Genomic DNA, 20,958 nt, shown 5'->3' on the forward strand with positions numbered 1-20,958 from the left:
TGATGGAGCCCCGATTCTCACCCAGCTCGGGCGACACGCGCATGACGGCGTATTACAGCTGAAACAGCTGCTTCTTGAGCGCCATCTTTTCTTTCTTGCGCAGGCTTGCTTCGGACTTGCGGTGCGAACCGGCCTTGCGCTGCGCCGCTGCCGCCACCAAGGGGTTACGCGGCTTGGGCGCGGCCAGCTTGATCTTGAGCTTGGTCTTGCGAGCCGACGTCATGCCTTCTGCTGTTCAGGTTTGCGGCCCAGCTTGAGCAAGCCGGTCGAGAGCGCCGTGCCAATCACAATCACCACGGCGCAGACCACCATCCAGGCCGTCACATGCTCGCCGAGGAAGATCACGCCATAGATCACGGCGAACACCGGCACCAGGAAGGTGACCGAGAGTGCGCGCGGCGGGCCGGCGTTTTCAATCAGGCGGAAGAACAGGATGTAGGCCAGGCCGGTGCAGACCACGCCTACGGCCAGCAGCGCCAGCCAGGCGTGCATGCCGGGCATCTGCGCGGGCCACAGCCACGCGGCGGGCAGGGCCAGGCCCAGGGTCGCGCCTATCTGGCTGCCGGCCGCCGTCACCAGCGGCGGCATGCCCGAGAGGTAGCGTTTGGTGTAGCTGGCCGAGATGCCGTAGCAAAGGCAGGCAAACAGGCAGGCCAGCACGGCCCAGCCCGGCGCCACGCCCGAGGCATCGGGCTTGAAGGTGGCTTTGTCCCAGGCCAGCATGGCGACGCCGGCAAAACCAACGATGAGGCCCAGGATGCGCGAGCCATTGGGCTTGTCCTTGAGCCACAGCCAGGCGATCAGCGCGCCGAACATGGGCACGGTGGCATTGAGGATGGCCGACAGGCCCGTGGTGATGGACAGCAGCGCGAAGGAAAAACACGCAAAGGGAATGCCCGAGTTGAGCACGCCTATGAAAAAAATCTTTTTCCAGTTTTTCCTCAGATCTGGCAGCAGGCCGCGCAGCCACACAATGGGCAGCAGGAACAGTGCGGCGATGGCCACGCGCACGGCGGCGGTCGGCAGCGGGCCGAACTCCACCGTGCTGATGCGCATGAACAGAAAGGACGAGCCCCAGATGGCGGCCAGCATCACAAAATCGGCGACCCAGCTCTTGGGTCGGGCGGCCACCGCGCCCACGGGCGCGGCGATGCCGGAAGGACTGGAACTCACAGCATGTTCTCCTGAAGTGCGCCTTCGAGTTTCAACAAGGCGGTTTTGCGGTGCAGCCCGCCAGCATAACCCGTGAGCGAACCGTCGGCGCCCAGCACACGATGGCAGGGCACGATGACGCTGACCGGGTTGCGGCCTACCGCGGCGCCCACGGCGCGCACCGCCTCGGGTTTGCCTATGCGCTGGCTCACCTGGCCGTAGCTCAGGGTGCCGCCCTGCGGGATGGCCAGCAAGGCCTGCCACACCGACTGCTGGAAGGCCGTGCCGTGGCCCAGGTCCAGCGGCAGATCGAAGGTCGTGCGCGTGCCGGCATAGTATTCCGTCAGCTGCGCGATGGTTTGCCTGAGCACCGGGTGCCCCGTGTCTTCGCGCCACACATAGGGTTTCACCAGCTGCGGCGGCAAATGCCGCTGGCCGGCAAACCAGACGCCGGCCAGGCCTTTGTCGGTGGCGGCGATGATCATTTCCCCCAAGGGGCTGTGAAAGGTTGTCTGGACGATGGAGTTGTCGAATTTCATCTTGTTCACCTTTTGAATGGTTTCGAGTGTCTGCCTTATCAGGTCTTTTTGAGTCCTAATGAGGCGGCTTTGGCTGGCTTGGTGTTTTGCGGGCAAAGGTCGGCTCGATGATCCAACGGCGATGTTCGCGCCGGGGCGCTGAACCGTCCAATGAAATCGGGGCACTGCATTCATTCCGCTCACGCATGAATCGCCGTCAGCCGGGGCGCTCCAGCGTGCCGCTCCAGGCGCGTATCACCGCGTAGCTGCGCCAGGGTTTCCAGGCCGCTGAAGCGAGTTCCGCTTCGCGGGCCGGGTTCTTTCGGCCCTGCACGTCCAGGGCCTTGTGCAGCGCCACGTCGCCCGCCGGAAAGGCATCGGGCCAGCGCAGCGCGCGCATGGCGATGTACTGCGCGGTCCAGTCGCCTATGCCGGGCAGTTCCTTGAGCGTGGCCAGCGTGGCGTTCACGTCGGCGCCGCTGTGCAGCTGCAGGCGCTTGTCGGCCACCGCCTGGGCAATGCCCACAATCGCGGCCTGGCGCTGCTTGACGATGCCCAGCTGTCCCAGCGCGTCGCCGCTGGCGGCCGCCAGCACGGCGGGGGCGGGGAAGAGCCGCGTCAGCTGGGGCCAAGGCGTTTCCACCGCTTCGCCGAAACGGTCCACCATGCGCTGGGCCAGGGTGCGTGCGGCAGCCACGGTGATCTGCTGGCCCAGCACGGCGCGCACTGCGAGTTCGTAGCCGCACAGCGCGCCCGGCACACGCAGGCCGTCGCCGTCGGGGAAGGCCGCATGCAGCACACCGTTGATGGCCGTCGGGTCGGCGTCCAGGTCAAAGGTGGTGCGTACGCGGCGTATCACCAGCGGCAGCACTTCGCGCAGCGAGTCGCTCACGCGCAGCACCAGGCGCGAACGCTCTTGCTCAAAACTCGCCAGCAGCCAGCCCGTGTGGTGCTTGCCGCCCGATTCGATGCTCAAGGTCCGGCCCAGGCAGGGCATGTCCGCCTCCGCATCGATGAACTCAATGGCGCTGATGCAGCGTTTGCTGAAAAAAGCCAGCATGGCCTGCACATCGTAGGGTGGGCGGTAGCCCAGCCGTATGGTGGAGCCTTCGCCGACCTTGCCGCTGCGCTCGGGCCCCTGGCGCCGCAGCTGCGTGGGGTTGAGTTTGTAGTGTTCGACAAAAGCCGCGTTGAAGCGGCGAACGCTGGCAAAGCCGCTGATCAGCGCGATCTGCGTGATCGGCAGGTCGGTGTCGGCCAGCAGCTGTTTGGCGGTGTGCAGCCTGTGTGTCTGCAAATACTGCATGGGCGAGACGCCGAACTGCGCCTCGAAGATGCGTCGCACATGGCGGTCGCTCACGCCCAGGCGCGCTGCGAGTTTGTCGACCGAGGGGGCTTCACCGGCCCAGACCTCGGGCTCGTCCAGCAGGCGCGCCGCCTGGTGGGCCAGGATGTAGGAAGCGTCCTGGATGGACCACACCACCGAATGCGGTGCCAGCTCGGGCCGGCAGCGCAGGCAGGGGCGAAAGCCGGCGTTCTCGGCCTGTGCCGCATGGTGGAAGAAACGGCAGTTCTCGCGCTTGGGCGTTTTCACGCTGCAGACCGGCCGGCAATAAATGCCGGTGGAGGTCACGCCGGTGAAAAAGCTGCCGTCAAAACGCGCGTCGCGCGCCTTCAGGGCGAGGTAGCAGTCGTTGTCGGCCAGAGGGGTGTTGTCGCGGTCCATGGAAGAAATGATACGCCGCGGGCTGGTTTTAACTGGCCGTTTTCGGACATGTCCCTGGGGCCGCCGTGGGCCTGCTTTTTGGCGGACTTTCGGCGGGTTTTCGGCCTTTTGCGGAAGCCCCGCAATAGTCTGAACGGACTGGCCGGAAACGGCTGCCGCCTACAGGAAGCGGCGGGGCCGCCACCTACAATGAATCCGCTTGCGAACCCATTCCCGCACCCCCCCAGGAACCGTCCCCGATGCAAATCAACCCGTCCATCTTCAAGGCCTATGACATACGCGGCGTTGTGCCGTCCACCATCCATGAAGCGATGGCCGAGGCCCTGGGCAAGGCCTTTGGCATGGCGGCGCTGGCGGAGGGCGAAAAAGCCGTGGCCGTGGGCCGCGACGGCCGGCTCAGCGGGCCTTCGTTGAGCGCGGCGCTGATGCGCGGCCTGGCCGCCACCGGCATTGACGTGATCGATGTGGGCATGGTGACCACGCCCATGCTCTACTTTGCCGCCAGCACGCTGGCCGGCTCCGGCATACAGGTCACCGGCAGCCACAACCCCAAGGACTACAACGGCTTCAAGATGGTGCTGGCCGGCCGCGCGATCTACGGCGAGGACATCCAGGCGCTGCGCCGCGTTATTGAAGGCGAGGACTGGGTGCTGCCCGCGCAGGGCGGCAGCATACGCCAGGTCGACGTGGGCACGGCCTACCGCGAGCGCATCGTCTCCGGCATCAAGCTGGAGCGCCCCATGAAAATCGTCGTCGATTCGGGCAACGGCATTGCCGGCGCTTCGGCCCCCGCGATCTTTCGCGCGCTGGGCTGCGAAGTCACCGAGCTCTTCAGCGAAGTGGACGGCAACTTTCCCAACCACCACCCGGACCCGAGCAAGCCCGAGAACCTGCAGGACCTGATCAAGGCCCTGCAAAGCGGCGATGCTGAACTGGGCTTGGCCTTTGACGGCGACGGCGACCGGCTGGGCATCGTCACCAAGGACGGCCAGAACATCTACCCCGACCGGCAGATGATGCTGTTCGCGCGCGACGTGCTCTCGCGCGAGCCGGGCGCCACGATTTTGTTCGACGTGAAATGCTCGCAGCGCCTGGCGCCCGAGATCGAGGCCGCCGGCGGCGTGCCCATGATGTACAAGACCGGCCATTCGCTGATCAAGGCCAGGATGAAGGAAGTCGGCTCGCCGCTGGGCGGCGAGATGAGCGGCCACATCTTCTTCAAGGAGCGCTGGTACGGTTTTGACGACGGCACCTATGCCGGCGCCCGCCTGCTTGAGATCCTGAGCCGCGTACCCGACGCCGGCATCGTGCTCAATGCCTTGCCCACCAGCTTCAGCACGCCCGAACTCAATGTGGCCTGCAAGGAAGGCGAGCCGCATACCGTGGTGGAGGCTTTGATCAAATCGGCCAAGTTTGCGGCGCCGGCGAAGATTTCCACGATTGATGGGGTCCGCGTGGATTGGCCCGACGGCTTTGGCCTGATACGTGCGTCCAACACCACACCGGTGCTGGTGCTGCGCTTTGAGGGCCATACCCAGCAGGCCATGGAGCGCATAGAGGCCGATATGCTGGCCTTGCTGCGCAGCGTCAAACCCGACGCCAGCCTGGCGGCCGCGGCGCATTAAATACGCCCACCCCCGTCCAGGCTCACTTCGTGTAGCCTGTTCCCCCCTTCCAGGGGGCGGCGCCTGGGGCCGGCGAAGCCGGGCCCTCGGCCCCCACTGGTGGGTACCCCGCTAGTTACGCCCTGAACTCTTCATGCTAGCCGGGGCCGCGGAACCGGCTTTGCCGGGCCGCAGGCGCAGCGGCCCCCTTGGGGGGGCAGCGACCCACACGCAGTGGGGGAGCGTGGGGGCCATGTCCTGGGGCCATAGAATGGCCTCTCATGAAAATTCTCCTGGTCAAGCTGTCCTCTCTCGGTGACGTGGTGCATACCCTGCCGGTGGTCCAGGACATACGCGCGGCCTTGCCGGATGCGCAAATTGACTGGGTGGTGGAGAAGTCCTTCGCCTCCTTGCTGGCGCGCAGCGAGGGCCTGCACCGTGTGATTCCCTGCGAGATACGGCGCTGGCGCAAATCCTTCTGGACGGCCGCCACGCGCCAGGCCTGGCGTGCCTTCAAGCACGACTTGCAGCAAGAGGCCTATGACGCCGTGATCGACCTGCAAGGCCTGACCAAGTCCGCCCTGGTGGCCCGGCTGGCCCGGCTGGCGCCAGGCGGCAAACGGTATGCCCTGGCCAACCAGACCGACGGCTCGGGCTATGAAGCGCCCACGCGCTGGGTGGCCGATGTGGCGATTGCGGTGGAGCCGCATATCCATGCGGTGCGGCGTTCGCGTGAACTTGCCGCGCGTGCGCTGGGCTACCGCTTTGCGGCCGCCGCTGACTTTGGCTTGAAAGTGGCTGCGGCGCCCGCAAAGACCCATGAGCACTTCCCCAAGGGCCGTATCGCCTTCATCCACGGCACTTCGCGCGCCGACAAGGAATGGCCCTTGAGCCACTGGGTCGCGCTGGGCCAGCGCCTGAACACGGCCGGCTACCAGTTGATGCTGCCGCACGGCAATGCCGCGGAGCGGGCCGCCAGCGAGGCGATGGCCGCGGCGCTGAATGGCGCGGCGGCGGGGTCGGCCCTGGTGCCACCCGCGCTGGCGCTGGACGCGCTGGCCGAAGAACTCGCGCAATGCACGGGCGTGATCGGCGTGGACAGCGGTGTGAGCCATATCGCCGTCGCGCTGGACCTGCCGCATGTGCAGATCTACAACTTCGACACCGCCTGGCGCACCGGGCCTGATGCGCTGGGCCACGGCGGCCGGCAAGTCAGCGTGTTCGCGCAGCCCGCGCCGGGTGTCGAAGCCGTCTGGCAGGCCTGGCTGGCCTGTAGCACGGCCGGGGCCGCCGCATGAGCACGCTGGCCCTGAAACTTTATTCGCTGCTGATGTTCTGCGGGCAGCCGCTGCTGCGCCGCAAGCTGGCGCGCCGCGCCAAGCAGGAGCCCGGTTACCTGGAGGCGGTCGAAGAGCGCTTCGGCCGCTACACGCAGCCGGCCGAAGCCCGTTCCGAACTGGTCTGGGTGCATGCGGTCTCGCTGGGCGAGACCCGCGCGGCGGCCGTGTTGCTCAAGGCCTTGCGTGAACGCCACCCAGGCCTGCGCATCCTGCTCACGCACGGCACGGCCACCGGGCGTGCCGAGGGCGTGGCCTTGCTGCAGCCCGGCGACGTGCAGGTCTGGCAGCCCTGGGACAGCCCAGGCGTGGTCGCGCGGTTTTTTGAACACTTCAAGCCGCGCCTGGGCCTGCTGATGGAAACCGAAATCTGGCCCAACCTGGTGGCCGCCGCGAAAGCGCGCGCCATGCCGCTGGCGCTGGTCAACGGGAGGCTGTCCGAAAAATCGCTGAAGCAGGCGCTCAGGATGTCGCCGCTCTCGGTACCGGCCTATGCCGCGCTGTCGGCGGTGTACGCGCAGACGGACGACGACGCGCGCCGCTTTCGCCAGGCCGGCGCGGCGGTCAGCGGCGTGTTCGGCAACCTCAAGTTTGATGCCTCGCTGGACGACGCCCAGCAGGAAAAAGGCAAGGCCTGGCGCCGCGCGCTGGCACTGCCGGTGATGATGTTCGCGAGCTCGCGCGAGGGCGAGGAGGAGCAGTTCCTGCAACAGATCAGCGCCATGGCCCAGTCCGAACATGCGCCGGCGGAGGACGCCCCGCCGCAGGAGACCGGAAGCCGCTTCAGGATTTTGCTGGTGCCGCGCCACCCGCAGCGCTTTAACGAGGTGGAGGCGCTGGTGCGCCAGCGCGGCCTGCGTGTGTCGCGCCGATCCGGTTGGGATGACGCGGCAGGAGGCCCGACCGGCGAGGCGCTGCAGGCCGATGTGTGGCTCGGTGATTCGCTGGGCGAGATGGCTCTCTATTACGCGATGAGTGACGTCGCCTTGCTGGGCGGCAGCTTCGCGCCCCTGGGCGGCCAGAACCTGATCGAGGCCGCGGCCTGCGGCTGCCCGGTCGTCATGGGCCCGCATACCTTTAACTTCACCGAGGCCGCCGAACTCGCCGTGGATGCCGGCGCGGCGCGCCGCGTGGTCGACATGGAGCAGGGCGTGCGCACCGCGCGCAAGTGGATGGACAGGCCTGATGCGCACGCCGCGGCGGTCGCGGCAGGCCTGGCCTTTGCCGACCGCAATCGCGGTGCCACAGCCAGGACCTTGGCTGCGCTGCAGGTTTTTCTGCCTTAACCAGGCAGGGGCCGGGGGACTGGCTTTGCCAGACCGCAGGCGCAGCGGCCCCCGAGGGGCTGGAGCCCGCGGCTCCAAGCCTGCCTGCGCAGGCTTGGACGGGCGACAGAGGCGAAGCGTCTCGCGAGCCGCGGCCTGCAAGGCCTCGGGAGCACACGAAGTGAGCGACCGTGGGGGCTACACCTTTTGGTGGCAGGTGCAATTGTTCCGGGCGTAGAGGCCCAGATGGTGCGCCCAGTCGCGCAGCGTGGCCCAGGCGCCGCCGGTGGCGACTTCCCAGGGCGTGAGGCCGAACATGCCCAGGCTGATGGAAGGCTCCACCGAGACCACCGAGTGCCAGGTGCGCTTGGGAATGAACAGCGCGTCGCCGGCTTCCACGCGGGCATGGTAGCCGTGGGCTTTTTCGAAGGAGGCGAGTTCGCGGACCTGTTCGGGCAGGCGCGAGACGTTGATGTCGCTGAGCGTGGCGCCCCAGTCGTACTTGGCCGCCGGGCACATGTGCTGGCGCTGGTCGGGCGAGAAAAGAATGAATTCCTTGACGCCCTGTAGCTGCACAAACCAGTTGTGCGGGAAATCGTTGTGCAGGCCGGTCACGGTGTTGGCCGGGCCCATGAAGACGTATTCCCAGGTCATGCGGCCGGGCCACAGGCTCTTGATGAGCAGGTCGCGGCGCAGCTCGGGGTATTTCTCGAGGATGTCCCACTGCGCCAGGTACAAGGTCGTCGGCTTGAACGACTGCATGTGGGCCCAGTTCAGGTGAAAGCGCTCGCCGGGTTTGTAGCCGTCGCGCACCGGCTTGGGCAAGAGGCCGGCCATGGGGTCTGGCGTGCGCTGCGCGGCCTTGCCGAGTTCCCGCAGGTAGGGCGCGACCGGCAGGAAAGGGCGGCCCTTGGTCACGCCTTGCTCGACCAGGCCGTCGGTGAACTTGACGGGCACCTCGGCGCCTTTGCCGGCGCAGACGTCGGCGAGGAATTCAAACGACCATTTTTTCCAGGCTGGCCAGTGGTGGATGCCGCCCTTGACCAGCACGGGTTTGTCAAACGGCTGGCGGCGGCCGGTGCGCTGGAGTTCTTCCCAGGTGGTTTCCTCGATCAGCTCAAAGCTGGGGCCCTTGGGAACGTGCACCGGCGCATCGTGCACGCGTTCGGCTTCGATGGGCAGGGGAATCGCGTTGTTGTCGACAGGCATCAGCATGGAAATTCTGGTCCCGGCGCGGGGGCCTTTGTTGGAGTGGTTGGCCGGAGTTTACCGGGCCAGCAGCGCGTTGATCTTCTGCAGGTCTTCCGGCGTCAGCGTGCCGTTGGCCTGGCGCAGCTTGAGGTCGCCCAGCAGCACGTCGTAGCGCGCCTTGGCCAGGTCGCGCTTGGTCTGGAACAGCTGGCTTTGCGAGTTGAGCACGTCGATGTTGATGCGCACGCCGACCTGGTAGCCCAGCTTGTTGGCGTCCAGCGCGCTCTGGCTTGAGAGCTCGGCCGCCTCCAGCGCCTTGACCTGGCCCTGGCCCGACTGCACGCCGAAGTAGGCGGTGCGTGTGGCCTGCGCCACGGTGCGCCGCGCGCCTTCGAGGTCGCTTTTGGCCTTGTCGCGCAGCGACAGGGTTTCGCGCACGCGGTTCTGCGTGGAAAAGCCCGCGAACAGCGGCACGTTGAGCAGCACGCCGACCGTCGTGGTGTTGGTGCGGAAGGCAAAGGGCGGAATGGTGGTGGCCGTGCCCGAGGGGTTGCGCGTGACGTTGTAGCTGGCCGTGGCGTCCAGCGTGGGCTTGTGGCCGGCTTCGGCCTTGTTCACCTCCAGCTCGGCGATCTCCACATTGCTTTGCGCCTGGCGGATGCTGGGGTGCACGAGTTCGGACTGCGACACCCAGGTGTCGACGTCGGCCGGCGTGATGGTCGGCAGGCCGACCGGGCTGCTCAGCGGCTTGGGCTGGGTTTCGGTCTTGCCGACCAGGGTGTCCAGCGCGATTTTTTTGACGCGCAGGTCGTTTTCGGCGGCGAGCTCCTGGGCGATCACCAGGTCGTAGCGGGCCTGCGCTTCGCGGGTGTCGGTGATGGTGGAGGTGCCGACCTCGAAGTTGCGTTTGGCCGAGGCGAGCTGCTCGGCCACCGCGGCTTTCTGGGCCCGCACAAAGGTCAGGGTGTCCTGCGCGGCCAGCACGTCGAAGTAGGCCTGGCTGGTGCGCACGATCAGGTCCTGGTCGGCGGTTTCCAGCTGGGCCTTGGCCAGGTCCACCTGCCGGGACGCCTGCTGGTAGGTGGCCCAGTTGGCCGGGCGGTACAGCGGCTGCGAGAGATTGAGCGTGGCGTTTTGTGTGTTGAAGCTGCGGTCTATCACCGGGGCCGTGTTTTCAAACGCGGTGCGCGACACGCCGGCCGAGATGCCCGCCGTCGGCAGGATGCCGGCCTTGGCCTGGTCGGCCTTGGCGAGGTTGGCGTCGTACTGCAGCTTGGCCGACTGGTAAGAAGCGTCGAAGGCGCGGGCCGATTCATACAGCTCGACGAGACTCTGGGCTCGCGCCAGGGGGGCCATGGCCAGCAGTGCCACGGCGGCCGCAATCGACAGGGGCAACATCACCGGGCGGGCCGGCGGTTTCTTGGGCGTGGTCATTTAAGAGTCCTGAAGAAATGAATGGATCGGCGAATAAAAACGGGATCAGTACACCGGCACGGAGCGGTCCACCTGCTGCGACCAGGCATTGATGCCGCCTTGCAGGTTGACGACTTCGGTGAAGCCGCTTTGCGTCAGGTAGTTGGCCACCTGCAGGCTGCGCATGCCGTGGTGGCACAGGCAGGCGATAGGCTGGCCGGCGCCGGCCTCCTGTAGCTCGGGCAGGCGAGCCGGGATTTCGCGCATCGGGATATGCACCAGCCGGAAGCCGTCTTCCTTGACCGAGGCGGTCTGCAGTTCCCAGGGCTCGCGCACGTCGAGCACCACGGGCAGGGCGGGCGCGCCCGCGCCGGCGTTGTCGCGCCAGGCGCTGAAGTCGGCGGGATTGAGCTGGGGAACCATGGGTGGCGCTTTCAGGTGTGTCGTGATCGGGTGTTACCGCCGGCTTCAGATTCAGAAGCTGAAGGCCGAGGGTTCGGGGAAGTTCAGCAGGCGCGGCGCCACGGTGTCCCAGGCCTGGGTGGTGCGCCAGGCGTCTTCGGCCACGCGCGTGACCAGGGTGGCGCGCATCACGGGCTCAAAACCCACGATGGCGCTCAGGCGGCCGCCCACCTTGAGCAGGGACAGCAGCGAGGCCGGCACCTCGGCGACCGAGCCGCTGAGCACGATGACGTCGAAGGGGCCGCGCAGCGGGTCGTTGCCGGCAACGGCCTGCGCCAGCTTGGCGGCACCGTCGCCGGTGCGCACCTCGGCGTTGTAGACGCCGGCGCGCTGCAGGTTGTCGCGCGCCATCTGCGCCAGCGTGGGGTCGATTTCAAGCGTGATCACCTGCTGCGCGCGGTGCGCCAGCAGGGCGGCCATGTAGCCGGAGCCGGCGCCGATTTCCAGCACTTTTTCGTGCTTCTGCACGGCCAGTTCCTGCAGGATGCGGGCCTCGACCTTGGGCGCCAGCATGCATTGGCTGGGGTTGGCCTGGGGCGGCAGCGGGATTTCCATGTCGACAAAGGCCAGGGCCTTGTGGGCCGCCGRCACGAAGTCTTCGCGCTTGACCACGGCGAGCAGGGAAAGGACCTGGTTGTCCAGCACTTCCCAGGGGCGGATTTGCTGCTCAATCATGTTGAATCGGGCTTGTTCGTAGTTCATGGCGGACCTGTGGTTGGGCGAAATTGGGGAGGAAAGGGAAGTGAAGAGGGGGTTCACGAGATAAACCTTTGATTTTAGCGGCCGGCCATGACAGGCGCGGGTTGGGCGGGCGGTGTTTCAGGGGCGGCGGCGTGCCGGGTTTTGGGGCCGAACTTGCGCTTGAACCACTGGCCCAGGTCGTCCAGGTAGCAATAGGTCACGGGCACCACCACCAGCGTCAGCAGCGAGGAGGTGATCACGCCGCCTATGACGGCCTGGCCCATGGGGGCGCGCTGCTCGGAGCCTTCGGTCAGGGCAAAGGCCAGCGGCACCATGCCGAAGATCATGGCCAGTGTGGTCATCAGGATGGGGCGCAGCCGGACCTTGGCCGCATGCAGCAGGGCCTCGCCGCGCTCCATGCCGGGCACGCGGTGGCCGTCCACGTCCAGCCGGTCGGCGCGCATGCGGATCGCGAAGTCGACCAGCAGGATGGCGTTCTTGGTGACCAGGCCCATCAGCATCACCACGCCGATGATGGAGAACATCGACAGCGTGGAGCGGAACAGCAGCAGCGCCAGCACCACGCCGATCAGGGTCAGCGGCAGCGAGGTCATCAGCGCCATGGGCTGCAAAAAGCTCTTGAACTGGCTGGCCAGGATCATGTAGATGAACAGAATGGCCATGACCAGCGCGGAGACCGCGTAGCCGAAGGACTCGGCCATGTTTTTGGTGGAGCCGCTGAACTGGTAGCGGTAGCCGGGCGGGAAGCTGAAGTCATCGAGCACGGCCTTGATGTCCTTGGAGACCTCGCCGGCCGAGCGCTTGTAGACGTTGGCGTTGATGGCGACCTCGCGCGCCATGTCGCGGCGGTTGATCTGGTTGGGCCCGGTGGATTCCTTCACGGTCGCCACCTGGTTGAGCCGCACCACGCGCGAGGAGCCGTCGGCATTGCTGCCCATGGTGCTGCTCATGAAGGGCAGGCGCTCCAGGTCCTGCGGCGCGGTGCGGGCGCTGGGCGCCAGGCGCACATTGACGTCGTAGGTCTGGTCGTCGGGCGCGCGCCAGTTGCCCACCGTCTGGCCGGCCACCAGGGTGCGCAGCGAGGCGGCGATCTGCGACACCGACAGGCCCAGGTCGGAGGCCGCGTCGCGCCGCACGTCGACCTCGATCACCGGCTTGTCGGCCTTGACGCTGGAGTCCAGGTCCACCAGGCCGGGGATGCCCCGTATCTTGTCGCTGATCGCGCGCGTGAGCCGCTCAAGTTCCTTGAGGTCGCTGCCCTGCAGGGAAAACTCCACCTGCTTGTTGCCGCCCACCGAATCGAGCAGGCCGACGTGCGTGACCGTGATGCCGGGCACCAGCTTGAGCCGCTCGCGCAGCACGCCCGACATCTCGTCGACGCTGCGCGTGCGCGCCTTGCGGTCCACCAGGCGCACATAGACGCTGGCGTACATCTTGCCCTGAGCATTGCCGGTGTTGAGCGTGGCCAGCGTGTATTTCACTTCCGGGAACTCGCGCACGATGGCCTCGACCTGGCGCGCCTTGGCCTCGGTGTTTTCCAGCGAAGAGCCCACCGGTGTGTAGAAATTCAGCGTGGTCTCGGAGAAGTCGGCCTTGGGCACGAACTCGGTGCCCAGCAGCGGCACCATGAAGATGCTGGTGACAAAAATCAGCACCGCCAGGGCCAGCGTGGCCAGCTTGTGGCCCAGCGACCAGCGCAGTATGCCCTGGTAGCTGTCGCTCAGGGATTCGGTGGCGCGGTCGAACCAGCCGGTGACGCGGCCTATGGTCTTGTCGTAGAAGGTGACGGGCGCGCCCTGCCGGCCGTGCGCTTCAATCGCCGGGTCGTGCCAGACGCTGGAGAGCATGGGGTCCAGCGTGAAGCTCACAAACATGGAGATCAGCACCGCCGCCACGATGGTCACGCCGAACTCGTGGAAGAACTTGCCGATGATGCCGCCCATAAAACCGATGGGCAGGAACACGGCCACGATGGAGAACGTCGTGGCCAGCACGGCCAGGCCGATTTCCTGGGTGCCGTCCATCGAGGCCCGGTACGGGTCCTTGCCCATCTGCACGTGGCGCACGATGTTCTCGCGCACCACGATGGCGTCGTCGATCAGCAGGCCCACGCACAGCGAGAGCGCCATCAGCGTGATCATGTTGATGGTGAAGCCGAACAGATTCATGAACAAAAAGGTGCCGATGATGGAGATCGGCAGTGTCAACCCGGTGATCACCGTGGAGCGCCAGGAATTGAGGAACAGGAAGACGATGAGCACCGTCAGCAGTGCGCCTTCGATCAGCGTGCGGCGCACGTTCTCGACGGCCACACGTATGGGGCGCGAGCCATCGGTGATGAGTTCCAGCCGCGCGCCAGGCGGCAGCAGCGGCTGCAGCTCGGCCACGGCCTTGTTCAGGCCGTCGACCACGGCAATGGTGTTTTCGTCCTGGGCTTTTTGCACCGTCAGCAGCAAGGTGCGCTGGCCGTTGTAGAGCGCCAGGCTGTCGAGTTCCTGCGCGCCGTCGGCGATGCGGGCCACCTGGTCGACGGTGACCGCCGCGGCTGCCCCGCTGCCGGTATTCTTGCGCGCCACGATGATCTTGCCGAAGTCCTCGGGCCGCTTCATGCGCGCGTCTATCTTGACGACGCGCTCCTGCTGCAGCGAACGGATGGCGCCCACCGGCAGGTCCTGGTTTTCGTTGCGCACGGCGTTGACCACCTGGTCGGCGGTGATGCCCAGCGATTCCATGGCCTGCGGATTGAGGTAGACGTTGATCTCGCGCTTGGTGCCGCCCACCAGGGTGACCGAGCCCGCGCCGCGCACGTTCTCCAGGCGTTTTTTCAGCACCTGGTCGGCCCAGTTGGTCAGTTCCACCGCGTCCATGGCCTTGCCCTTGCCGGACTGCGGTAGCACAGCCACCGACCAGATCGCGCGGCTGGCCGGGTCGAAGCGCAGCACGCGCGGCTCCTTGACCTCGTCGCGAAAGCTCGGCCGGATGGCCGCGATTTTTTCGCGCACGTCCTCGGCGGCGCGGCGCCCGTCGATATAGAGCTGGAACTCCATGATGACCACGGACTGGCCTTCGTAGCTGCGCGAGGTCAGCGCGTTGATGCCGGCGATGGAGTTGACGCCTTCCTCTATCTTCTTGGTGACTTCGCTTTCAACGATTTCGGGCGAGGCGCCCGGGTATTCGGCGGTGATCACCACCACCGGGAAGTCGATGTTGGGAAACTGGTCGACCTGCATGCGCTGGTAGGAAAACAGCCCCAGCACCACGATGGCCAGCATGACCATGGTGGCGAACACGGGATTCTTGAGGCTGACCTGCGTGAACCACATGCGCGTGAAGCCTCAGGGCGCCGGTTTGGCGGGCGTGCTGGCGGCGGGCTGCGCGGAGGGCAGCTGCGTGAAGCGCACCTTGGTGCCTTCGCGCAGCGCGCCGATTTCGCCGCGCACGACGAGCGCGCCTTCTTCCAGGCCTTTGACAGCCACCACGCTGTCGCCGCCGGCGGCACCGCGCGCACCCAGCTCGACGGTCTTGTGCGCCACCACACCGTTTTCCACGGCCTGCACATAGGGCGCGGGTTTGTCGGTGCGCACGGCGCTGACGGGCAGCGCCAGCAGCGAGGCGCGCGCCGTGCCCAGCGTGCCCTGGGCGAACAGGCCCTGGCGCAGCGGCGGGGTGCCGGCTTCGCCTGGAGTTCCGGTAACGCCCGGGTTGTCGATGTTCAGGTAGGCCAGCACGCTGCGGCTGCCGGCCTGCGCGCTGGGGTTGATGCGCGCGACCACGGCCGTCACGGGCTGGCGGCTGCCTTCAATCTGCAGCTGGGCGCTCTGGCCTACGCGCACCTCCATGGAGTCGGTGGCGCTCAGCGTGGCCTCGAGTTCGAGCCGGCTCAGGTCGACGATTTCGACGATTTTGGTGTCTATGCCCACACGCTCGCCGGGCTGCGCCAGGCGCTGCGACACCTGGCCGGAGATAGGCGCCTTGAGCACCGTGTCGTCCAGCGATTTGGCGGCTACGTCGGTCGCGGCCAGCGCGGCCTTGTAGGTGGACTGCGCGGCGTTCAGGTTGGCCAGCGAGGTGTCCAGCGCGGTCTTGGAAATAAAGCCCTGGTCGACCAGCGCCTTGTTGTTGTCGTACTGGCGCTGCACCACGTCGACCTGGGCCTTGGCGGATTCGGCCTGCTCGCGGGCCTGGCGCACGCGCGACTGGTATTCGGCGGCGTCTATGCGCGCGATCACCTGGCCGGCCTTGACCACATCGCCCTCGCGCACCGCCAGCCCCTGGAGCTCGCCGGCGACCCGGGCCTTGATGACGGCGGAGTTGACGGCCTTGAGCGAGCCGGAGACGGGCAGGCCCTGCACGAGCTCGCGCACCTGGGCCTTGACCACGTCGGTGGCGGCCAGCTCCACCAGGCCCATGTCCTTGCTGGCCGCGCTGCCGGCGGCCAGCGCCTGCTGCTGGGCCTTGCGCGCGCCCAGCGCGCGCAACACACCGCCCGCGATGAGCAGCACGATGAGGCCGGCGACCGCCCACTTGGCCCAGCGCTTCATGCGGCCTTCCTGTTGGCCACGGCGGCAACGGCCGGCGCGGAGATGCCGTTCAGAATGGTTTCCACCTGGAAGGCGATGTATTTTTGGGGATCCAGGTCAATCTCGCTGCTTAAACACACGCCGCCCGAGTGCCTGGACAGGATCAGGAAAATCATGGGGGCGATCACGACGTAGACGGCGTAGTCCAGGTCCATGGGACGGAACTCGCCGCGGTCCACGCCGCGCTGCAGGATGCTGCGGATCAGGCCGTGGCCGGGCATGATGACTTCCTGCTGGTAGAAGGCCGCGATGTCGGGGAAGTTCTTGGCCTCGCTCATCATCAGCTTGGTCAGGCCCGAGGCGCGCGTCAGGCCCACCCGTTCCCACCAGCTGTTCATGCAGTAGGCCAGCAATTCGGAGGTGGTGCCTTCAAAGGTTTCCAGCTCGGCGCGCCACTCGGTGAAGCGGCCCGAGATGTTCTCGCGCACCACGGCCTTGAACAGCTCTTCCTTGCTCTGGAAATAAAGGAACAGCGTGCCCTTGGAGACGCCGGCGCGGGCGGCGACTTCCTCGGCGCGGGTGGCGGCAAAGCCTTTTTCCACAAAAAGGTCCAATGCGGCATCCAGGAGTTCGCCCGGCCGTGCTTCCTTGCGGCGCTCGCGCTTGGCGGCGACCGCTGTGTTGTCGTGGAAAAGTTTGGAAAGAGACATAGTTACTGACTGACTGGTTAGTAATATATCTGCTTACTTTCCGACCGTCAACCCAAAGTATTGAGTGTCGCCGGGGTGCCTGGACTCAAAGGTAAACCCGCGGTAAAGCCTTGGTGGACGCTGCTTTGGCGCCACAGGGGATGCAGCGGGGGCGGGCTTTATGCCGGCAGAAAATGCCCAACAGCCAGCCCCAGCCACTCGCGCAGCACCTGGCGCGAGGCCTGCAGGCCCTGGGCCGAGGGCAGCCATTCAAGCAGCTCGCTTTGCGCCGGCAGCACATAGCCCATGGGGGCGGGCGTGACGGCCAGGCCGGCCTGTTCAAAGGCCAGGATCGCGCGCGGCATGTGCCAGGCATGGGTCACCAGCGCGATGCGCTGGACGCCGGCCTGGCGCAGCAGCGGCGCCATCAGGCGCGCATTGCCCGCCGTGTCGCGCGACTGGGATTCGCGCCAGCGCAGCGCCAGGCCGTAGTCCTGCTGCAGCACGCGGGCGGCGACTTCGGCCTCCGATTCGGTCTGGGTGCTGTGGGCCGCCCAACCCAGGCCGCCGGTAAAAGCCAGCGGCAAGCCGGACTGACGGGCCAGCCAGGCGCCGTAGCGCAGCCGCGCGGCGGTGGCCGCGCTCGGCTGGCTGTGGCCGTATTCGGGCGCTACCGGCAGCACGTCGCCGCCCAGGATGACGATGGCCTGCACTTTCCGGGCCTTGAGCTCGGCCAGGTCCAGCGGCGCGAATTGCGGCAAGGCCGTGCGCGCCAGCCATACCGCCGTGCCGTGGCAACTGAGCAGCGCCAGCAGCAGCACGGAAATGGTCGCCAGCGCGAGCCCGCTTCTTTTTTTGTTGCACCCGGCCAGCAGCAGGCCCAGCAAGGCCAGCAGCAGCGGAGAGACCGGCGGCAGCGCCAGGGCGGCCAGCACGGGCTTGAGCGCGCCTGGGTCCATGGCCGGCTACAGAAAGAAAAGGCGCTTCTTAATAGAAGGCCTGCAGGCCGGTCTGCGCGCGGCCCAGGATCAGGGCATGCACATCGTGCGTGCCTTCATAGGTGTTGACGGTTTCCAGGTTGATCATGTGGCGGATCACGTGGTATTCGTCATGGATGCCGTTGCCGCCGTGCATGTCGCGTGCCATGCGGGCGATGTCCAGCGACTTGCCGCAGCTGTTGCGCTTGATCAGCGAAATCATTTCGGGCACGGCCTTGTCTTCGTCCATGAGCCGGCCCACCCGCAGGCAGGCTTGCAGGCCCAGCGTGATTTCGGTCTGCATGTCGGCCAGCTTTTTCTGGATCAGCTGGTTTTGCGCCAGCGGGCGGCCGAACTGCTGGCGGTCCAGGGTGTACTGGCGGGCGCGGAACCAGCAGTCCTCGGCCGCGCCCAGGGCGCCCCAGGCGATGCCGTAACGCGCCTTGTTGAGGCAGCCGAAGGGGCCCTTCAAGCCGCTCACATTGGGCAGCAAATTCTCTTCGGGCACAAACACGTCGTCCATCACGATCTCGCCGGTGATCGACGCGCGCAAGCTCATCTTGCCCTCGATCTTGGGCGCGGTCAGGCCCTTCATGCCTTTTTCCAGCACAAAGCCGCGAATGCTTTCCTGGCCGCCGACCTTGCCGTCCGGATCCTGCAGCTTGGCCCAGACGATGAAGACGTCGGCGATGGGGCTGTTGGTGATCCACATCTTGGCGCCCTTGAGGATAAAGCCGCCGTCGACAGGCTTGGCGCGCGTCAGCATGCTGGCCGGGTCGGAGCCGTGATTGGGCTCGGTCAGGCCGAAGCAGCCCACCCATTCGCCGGTGGCCAGCTTGGGCAGGTATTTCTGCTTCTGCGCTTCGCTGCCGTAGGCGTTGATGGGGTGCATGACCAGCGAGCTTTGCACGCTGATGGCGCTGCGATAGCCGCTGTCCACGCGCTCGACTTCGCGCGCCACCAGGCCGTAGCTCACGTAATTGAGGCCGGCGCAGCCATAGCCTTCAATCGTGGAGCCCAGGAAGCCCATGGCGCCCGCCTCATTCATGATCTCGCGGTCGAACTTCTCATGGCGCGCCGCCATCAGCACGCGGGGCTGCAGCTTTTCCTGGCAGAAGGCGTGGGCCGCGTCGGCGATGGCGCGTTCGTCCTCGCTGAGCTGCTCCATGAAGAAGAACGGGTCTTGCCAGTTGAAGGTGGTTTTCATGGGTTGGTGTCTCCGAAAGAAGGGAAGCTTGGTTTGCAGTGTAGGGGCGCGGCTCGGGGCGCCGGCGGCCATGCACGATTGTTTGACAAGCATGAATAGTTGTCTAATATCAATTATTGATTCAATGATATAAAAAACATATTCATGGAATTCCGCCACCTCCGTTATTTCCTGGTCCTGGCCGAGGAACTGCACTTCGGCCGCGCGGCCCGGCGCCTGTCGATTTCGCAGCCGCCGCTGTCGCTCAATATCCAGCAGCTGGAAGCCTCCATAGGCGCGAAGCTGTTCACCCGCAGCAGCAAGCAGGTCAGCCTGACGGCCGCGGGCCAGGCCTTTGTGCCGGCGGCGCGCGCCCTGCTGGACCAGGCCGCGCAGGCGGCCGGCCATGCGCGCGATGTGGGCCAGGGCATGGCCGGCAGCCTGGCCATAGGCTTTTCGGGCACCATGCTTTACAGCGGCCTGCCCGCCATCCTGGAGCGCTTCCAGGCCGGGCACCCTTTGCTGCGGCTCACGCTCAAGGAGCTCAGCTCCAGCGAGCAACTGGTGGAGCTGGCGCACGACCGGCTGGACCTGGGTTTTGTGCACACCACGCGCGTGCCGCCCGAGCTCTCGCAAATCCTGGTGTCCAGCCAGGCTTTGGTCTGCTGCCTGCCCGCCGGCCATGCATTGGCGCGCAAGCGCTCGCTGTCGCTTTCGGCCCTGCAGGGCCAGCCCTTTGCGGTGGTGTCGCGCGCGGTCTCGCCCGATTACCACGAGCGCATCCTGGCGATCTGCACCGAAGCCGGCTTTTACCCCGAGATGCGCTACGAACTGCGGCATTGGCTCAGCGTGGTCTCGCTGGTGTCGCAAGGCATGGGCGTGGCGCTGGTGCCGGCCGCGCTGCGTCAGTCGGCCATGGCCGGCGCGGCTTTTGTGCCGCTGGATGCGGCCACCACGCCTTACGACACGCACTGCCTCTGGAAAACCGCGCGCGACCACCAGGCGCTGGCGGCTTTTGTCAAGGCGGTGCGCGCGATTGCGCCGGCCTGAGCCACTCACAAAACCCTCCTGGCGTTGTTGCGCCGCCTTGCCGTGCTGGTGCACTGTCTGCGGCGGCGCGCCTAGCCAGGACCGCTTCGCTGGGTTTTGTGAGCGGCTCCAGAAGAAAGAGAAAGACCTTGCGGAAAGTATGTCCACCGCCGGGGGCCCAAAACTGCGACCATGGGGCAGTTCATAGTCCTCAGGAGAACGGCATCAACCTGTATATCTGGTGTGTGGTGGGTGCCCTCTTCGGCGGCGCCGCCTGCCTGCTCGCGGGCACCCGCGAAAAAATCCTTATCCTCGAAAATCTAGGTGTCGGTGTGTTCGGCGCCTATATAGGCGGCGACTTCGTGGCCGCCATCCTGAGCCGAGGCAAGACCAACGACACGGTGTTCAGCATGGGCTCGCTGGGCCTGGCCGTTGCCGGTGCCGTCACGGCGCTGGTGCTGCTGCGGCTGATGCGCCGCGCCGTCGGCCCCATGCACCGCAGCAAGGGCCCGCGCCGCCGCGATTGAGCCCCTGCCGGGCAAGGGCAAGCGAGGCGGCCACGGCGCTTGCGCGGCCCGCGGCGTAAGATTTCCGCTCATTTCACGACCAACGGTTTTCAGCGGAGATAGCCATGTCCTCATCCCTTCAAACCATCACCCTGGGCGGCGGCTGCTTCTGGTGCACAGAGGCGGTCTACGTCAAGGTGCGCGGCGTCACCGACGTCGAATCGGGCTACAGCAACGGCCAGGCCGCGCGGCCCAGCTATGAGGAAGTCTGCACCGGCCGCACCGGCAGCAACGAGGTGGTCAAGCTGACTTACGATCCGGACCAGATCACGCTCAAGGAAATCCTCGAGATCTTTTTTGTGATCCACGATCCGACCAGCCTGAACCGCCAGGGCAATGACGCCGGCACGCAGTACCGCAGCGGCATTTATTACTCGACGCCCGAGCAGAAGGAAGTCATAGACGACTTCATACGCCAGGCCAGCCAGGACAAGCTTTTCGGCAAGCCCATCGTCACCGAGGTGCTACCGGTCGAGAACTACTGGCCGGCCGAGGCCTACCACCAGGACTATTTCGAGAACAACCCCAACCAGGGTTATTGCGCCTTTGTGGTCGGCCCCAAGGTCGAGAAATTCCGCAAGACTTTTGCTTCGCGGGTGAAGGACTGAAGCTGGCGCTGTC

General features: G+C 66.3%; 19 protein-coding genes. 6 read left to right on the plus strand and 13 right to left on the minus strand.

The annotated features are described in order from the left end of the window. Positions 1–52 precede the first annotated feature (52 nt). The 4 genes from AC1D09_RS04685 to AC1D09_RS04700 all read right to left on the minus strand — a co-directional run bounded on the left by AC1D09_RS04685 (position 53) and on the right by AC1D09_RS04700 (position 3,396). Positions 53–223 (minus strand): hypothetical protein, encoded by a 171-nt coding sequence (locus AC1D09_RS04685; protein WP_175456055.1) that lies wholly within the window; start codon positions 221–223, stop codon positions 53–55. Further along, positions 220–1,173, minus strand: coding sequence for a DMT family transporter (locus tag AC1D09_RS04690; protein WP_477660637.1), 954 nt, complete (start codon positions 1,171–1,173; stop codon positions 220–222). The genes AC1D09_RS04685 and AC1D09_RS04690 overlap by 4 nt, the downstream gene beginning before the upstream one ends. Then, a complete protein-coding gene (locus AC1D09_RS04695) occupies positions 1,170–1,691 on the minus strand; it encodes a methylated-DNA--[protein]-cysteine S-methyltransferase (protein ID WP_477660638.1) in 522 nt (173 codons plus the stop codon). Before AC1D09_RS04695 ends, AC1D09_RS04690 begins: the two co-directional genes overlap by 4 nt. Before the next feature lie 196 nt (positions 1,692–1,887). Continuing rightward, positions 1,888–3,396: a DNA-3-methyladenine glycosylase 2 family protein gene (locus AC1D09_RS04700; RefSeq protein ID WP_477660639.1), complete on the minus strand. Its 1,509-nt coding sequence runs from the start codon at positions 3,394–3,396 to the stop codon at positions 1,888–1,890. Between the two features lie 239 nt (positions 3,397–3,635). On the opposite strand from AC1D09_RS04700, the gene AC1D09_RS04705 reads away from it, so the two are divergent. The 3 genes from AC1D09_RS04705 (at position 3,636) to AC1D09_RS04715 (ending at position 7,623) form a co-directional block, all read left to right on the plus strand. Beyond that, positions 3,636–5,021, plus strand: a complete 1,386-nt coding sequence (locus tag AC1D09_RS04705) for a phosphomannomutase/phosphoglucomutase (protein ID WP_477660640.1) — start codon at positions 3,636–3,638, stop codon at positions 5,019–5,021. Between the two features lie 260 nt (positions 5,022–5,281). Continuing rightward, positions 5,282–6,298 carry a lipopolysaccharide heptosyltransferase I gene (gene waaC, locus AC1D09_RS04710; protein WP_477660641.1) on the plus strand — a complete coding sequence of 339 codons (1,017 nt, stop codon included), beginning with the start codon at positions 5,282–5,284 and terminating at the stop codon, positions 6,296–6,298. Next, positions 6,295–7,623 carry a 3-deoxy-D-manno-octulosonic acid transferase gene (locus tag AC1D09_RS04715; protein ID WP_477660642.1) on the plus strand — a complete coding sequence of 443 codons (1,329 nt, stop codon included), beginning with the start codon at positions 6,295–6,297 and terminating at the stop codon, positions 7,621–7,623. The genes waaC and AC1D09_RS04715 overlap by 4 nt, the downstream gene beginning before the upstream one ends. Positions 7,624–7,800: 177 nt before the next feature. Here the strand turns inward: AC1D09_RS04715 and AC1D09_RS04720 are convergent, their stop codons facing one another. The 9 genes from AC1D09_RS04720 to AC1D09_RS04760 all read right to left on the minus strand — a co-directional run bounded on the left by AC1D09_RS04720 (position 7,801) and on the right by AC1D09_RS04760 (position 18,763). After that, entirely contained in the window at positions 7,801–8,817 is a 1,017-nt protein-coding gene (locus AC1D09_RS04720) for a cupin-like domain-containing protein (RefSeq protein ID WP_477660643.1), read from the minus strand. 51 nt (positions 8,818–8,868) lie between these two features. Continuing rightward, complete coding sequence (locus tag AC1D09_RS04725; RefSeq protein WP_477660644.1) at positions 8,869–10,227, minus strand: TolC family outer membrane protein; 1,359 nt, start codon at positions 10,225–10,227, stop codon at positions 8,869–8,871. Between the two features lie 45 nt (positions 10,228–10,272). Beyond that, on the minus strand, positions 10,273–10,629 hold the full coding sequence (locus AC1D09_RS04730) for a rhodanese-like domain-containing protein (RefSeq protein WP_007865951.1): 357 nt from the start codon (positions 10,627–10,629) through the stop codon (positions 10,273–10,275). Positions 10,630–10,680: 51 nt separating this feature from the next. Beyond that, positions 10,681–11,370, minus strand: coding sequence for a protein-L-isoaspartate O-methyltransferase family protein (locus AC1D09_RS04735; RefSeq protein WP_477700956.1), 690 nt, complete (start codon positions 11,368–11,370; stop codon positions 10,681–10,683). Positions 11,371–11,444: 74 nt separating this feature from the next. Further along, positions 11,445–14,693 (minus strand): efflux RND transporter permease subunit, encoded by a 3,249-nt coding sequence (locus tag AC1D09_RS04740; RefSeq protein WP_477660645.1) that lies wholly within the window; start codon positions 14,691–14,693, stop codon positions 11,445–11,447. A 12-nt stretch (positions 14,694–14,705) separates the two neighbouring features. Then, a complete protein-coding gene (locus tag AC1D09_RS04745; RefSeq protein WP_477660646.1) occupies positions 14,706–15,911 on the minus strand; it encodes an efflux RND transporter periplasmic adaptor subunit in 1,206 nt (401 codons plus the stop codon). Then, positions 15,908–16,600 (minus strand): TetR/AcrR family transcriptional regulator, encoded by a 693-nt coding sequence (locus AC1D09_RS04750; protein WP_477660647.1) that lies wholly within the window; start codon positions 16,598–16,600, stop codon positions 15,908–15,910. The genes AC1D09_RS04745 and AC1D09_RS04750 overlap by 4 nt, the downstream gene beginning before the upstream one ends. Positions 16,601–16,758: 158 nt before the next feature. Next, positions 16,759–17,538: a YdcF family protein gene (locus AC1D09_RS04755; RefSeq protein WP_477660648.1), complete on the minus strand. Its 780-nt coding sequence runs from the start codon at positions 17,536–17,538 to the stop codon at positions 16,759–16,761. 28 nt (positions 17,539–17,566) lie between these two features. Next, entirely contained in the window at positions 17,567–18,763 is a 1,197-nt protein-coding gene (locus AC1D09_RS04760; protein WP_074575656.1) for an acyl-CoA dehydrogenase, read from the minus strand. Between the two features lie 144 nt (positions 18,764–18,907). On the opposite strand from AC1D09_RS04760, the gene AC1D09_RS04765 reads away from it, so the two are divergent. The 3 genes from AC1D09_RS04765 (at position 18,908) to msrA (ending at position 20,945) form a co-directional block, all read left to right on the plus strand. After that, positions 18,908–19,792 (plus strand): LysR family transcriptional regulator, encoded by an 885-nt coding sequence (locus AC1D09_RS04765; protein WP_477660649.1) that lies wholly within the window; start codon positions 18,908–18,910, stop codon positions 19,790–19,792. Positions 19,793–20,019: 227 nt separating this feature from the next. Beyond that, the gene (locus AC1D09_RS04770; RefSeq protein ID WP_477660650.1) at positions 20,020–20,298 is read left to right on the plus strand and encodes a hypothetical protein; all 279 of its coding nucleotides are present in this window, start codon (positions 20,020–20,022) and stop codon (positions 20,296–20,298) included. Between the two features lie 104 nt (positions 20,299–20,402). After that, a complete protein-coding gene (gene msrA, locus AC1D09_RS04775) occupies positions 20,403–20,945 on the plus strand; it encodes a peptide-methionine (S)-S-oxide reductase MsrA (RefSeq protein WP_477660651.1) in 543 nt (180 codons plus the stop codon). Positions 20,946–20,958 lie beyond the last annotated feature (13 nt).

It is taken from the genome of Polaromonas sp. P1_A2, from assembly GCF_056406895.1.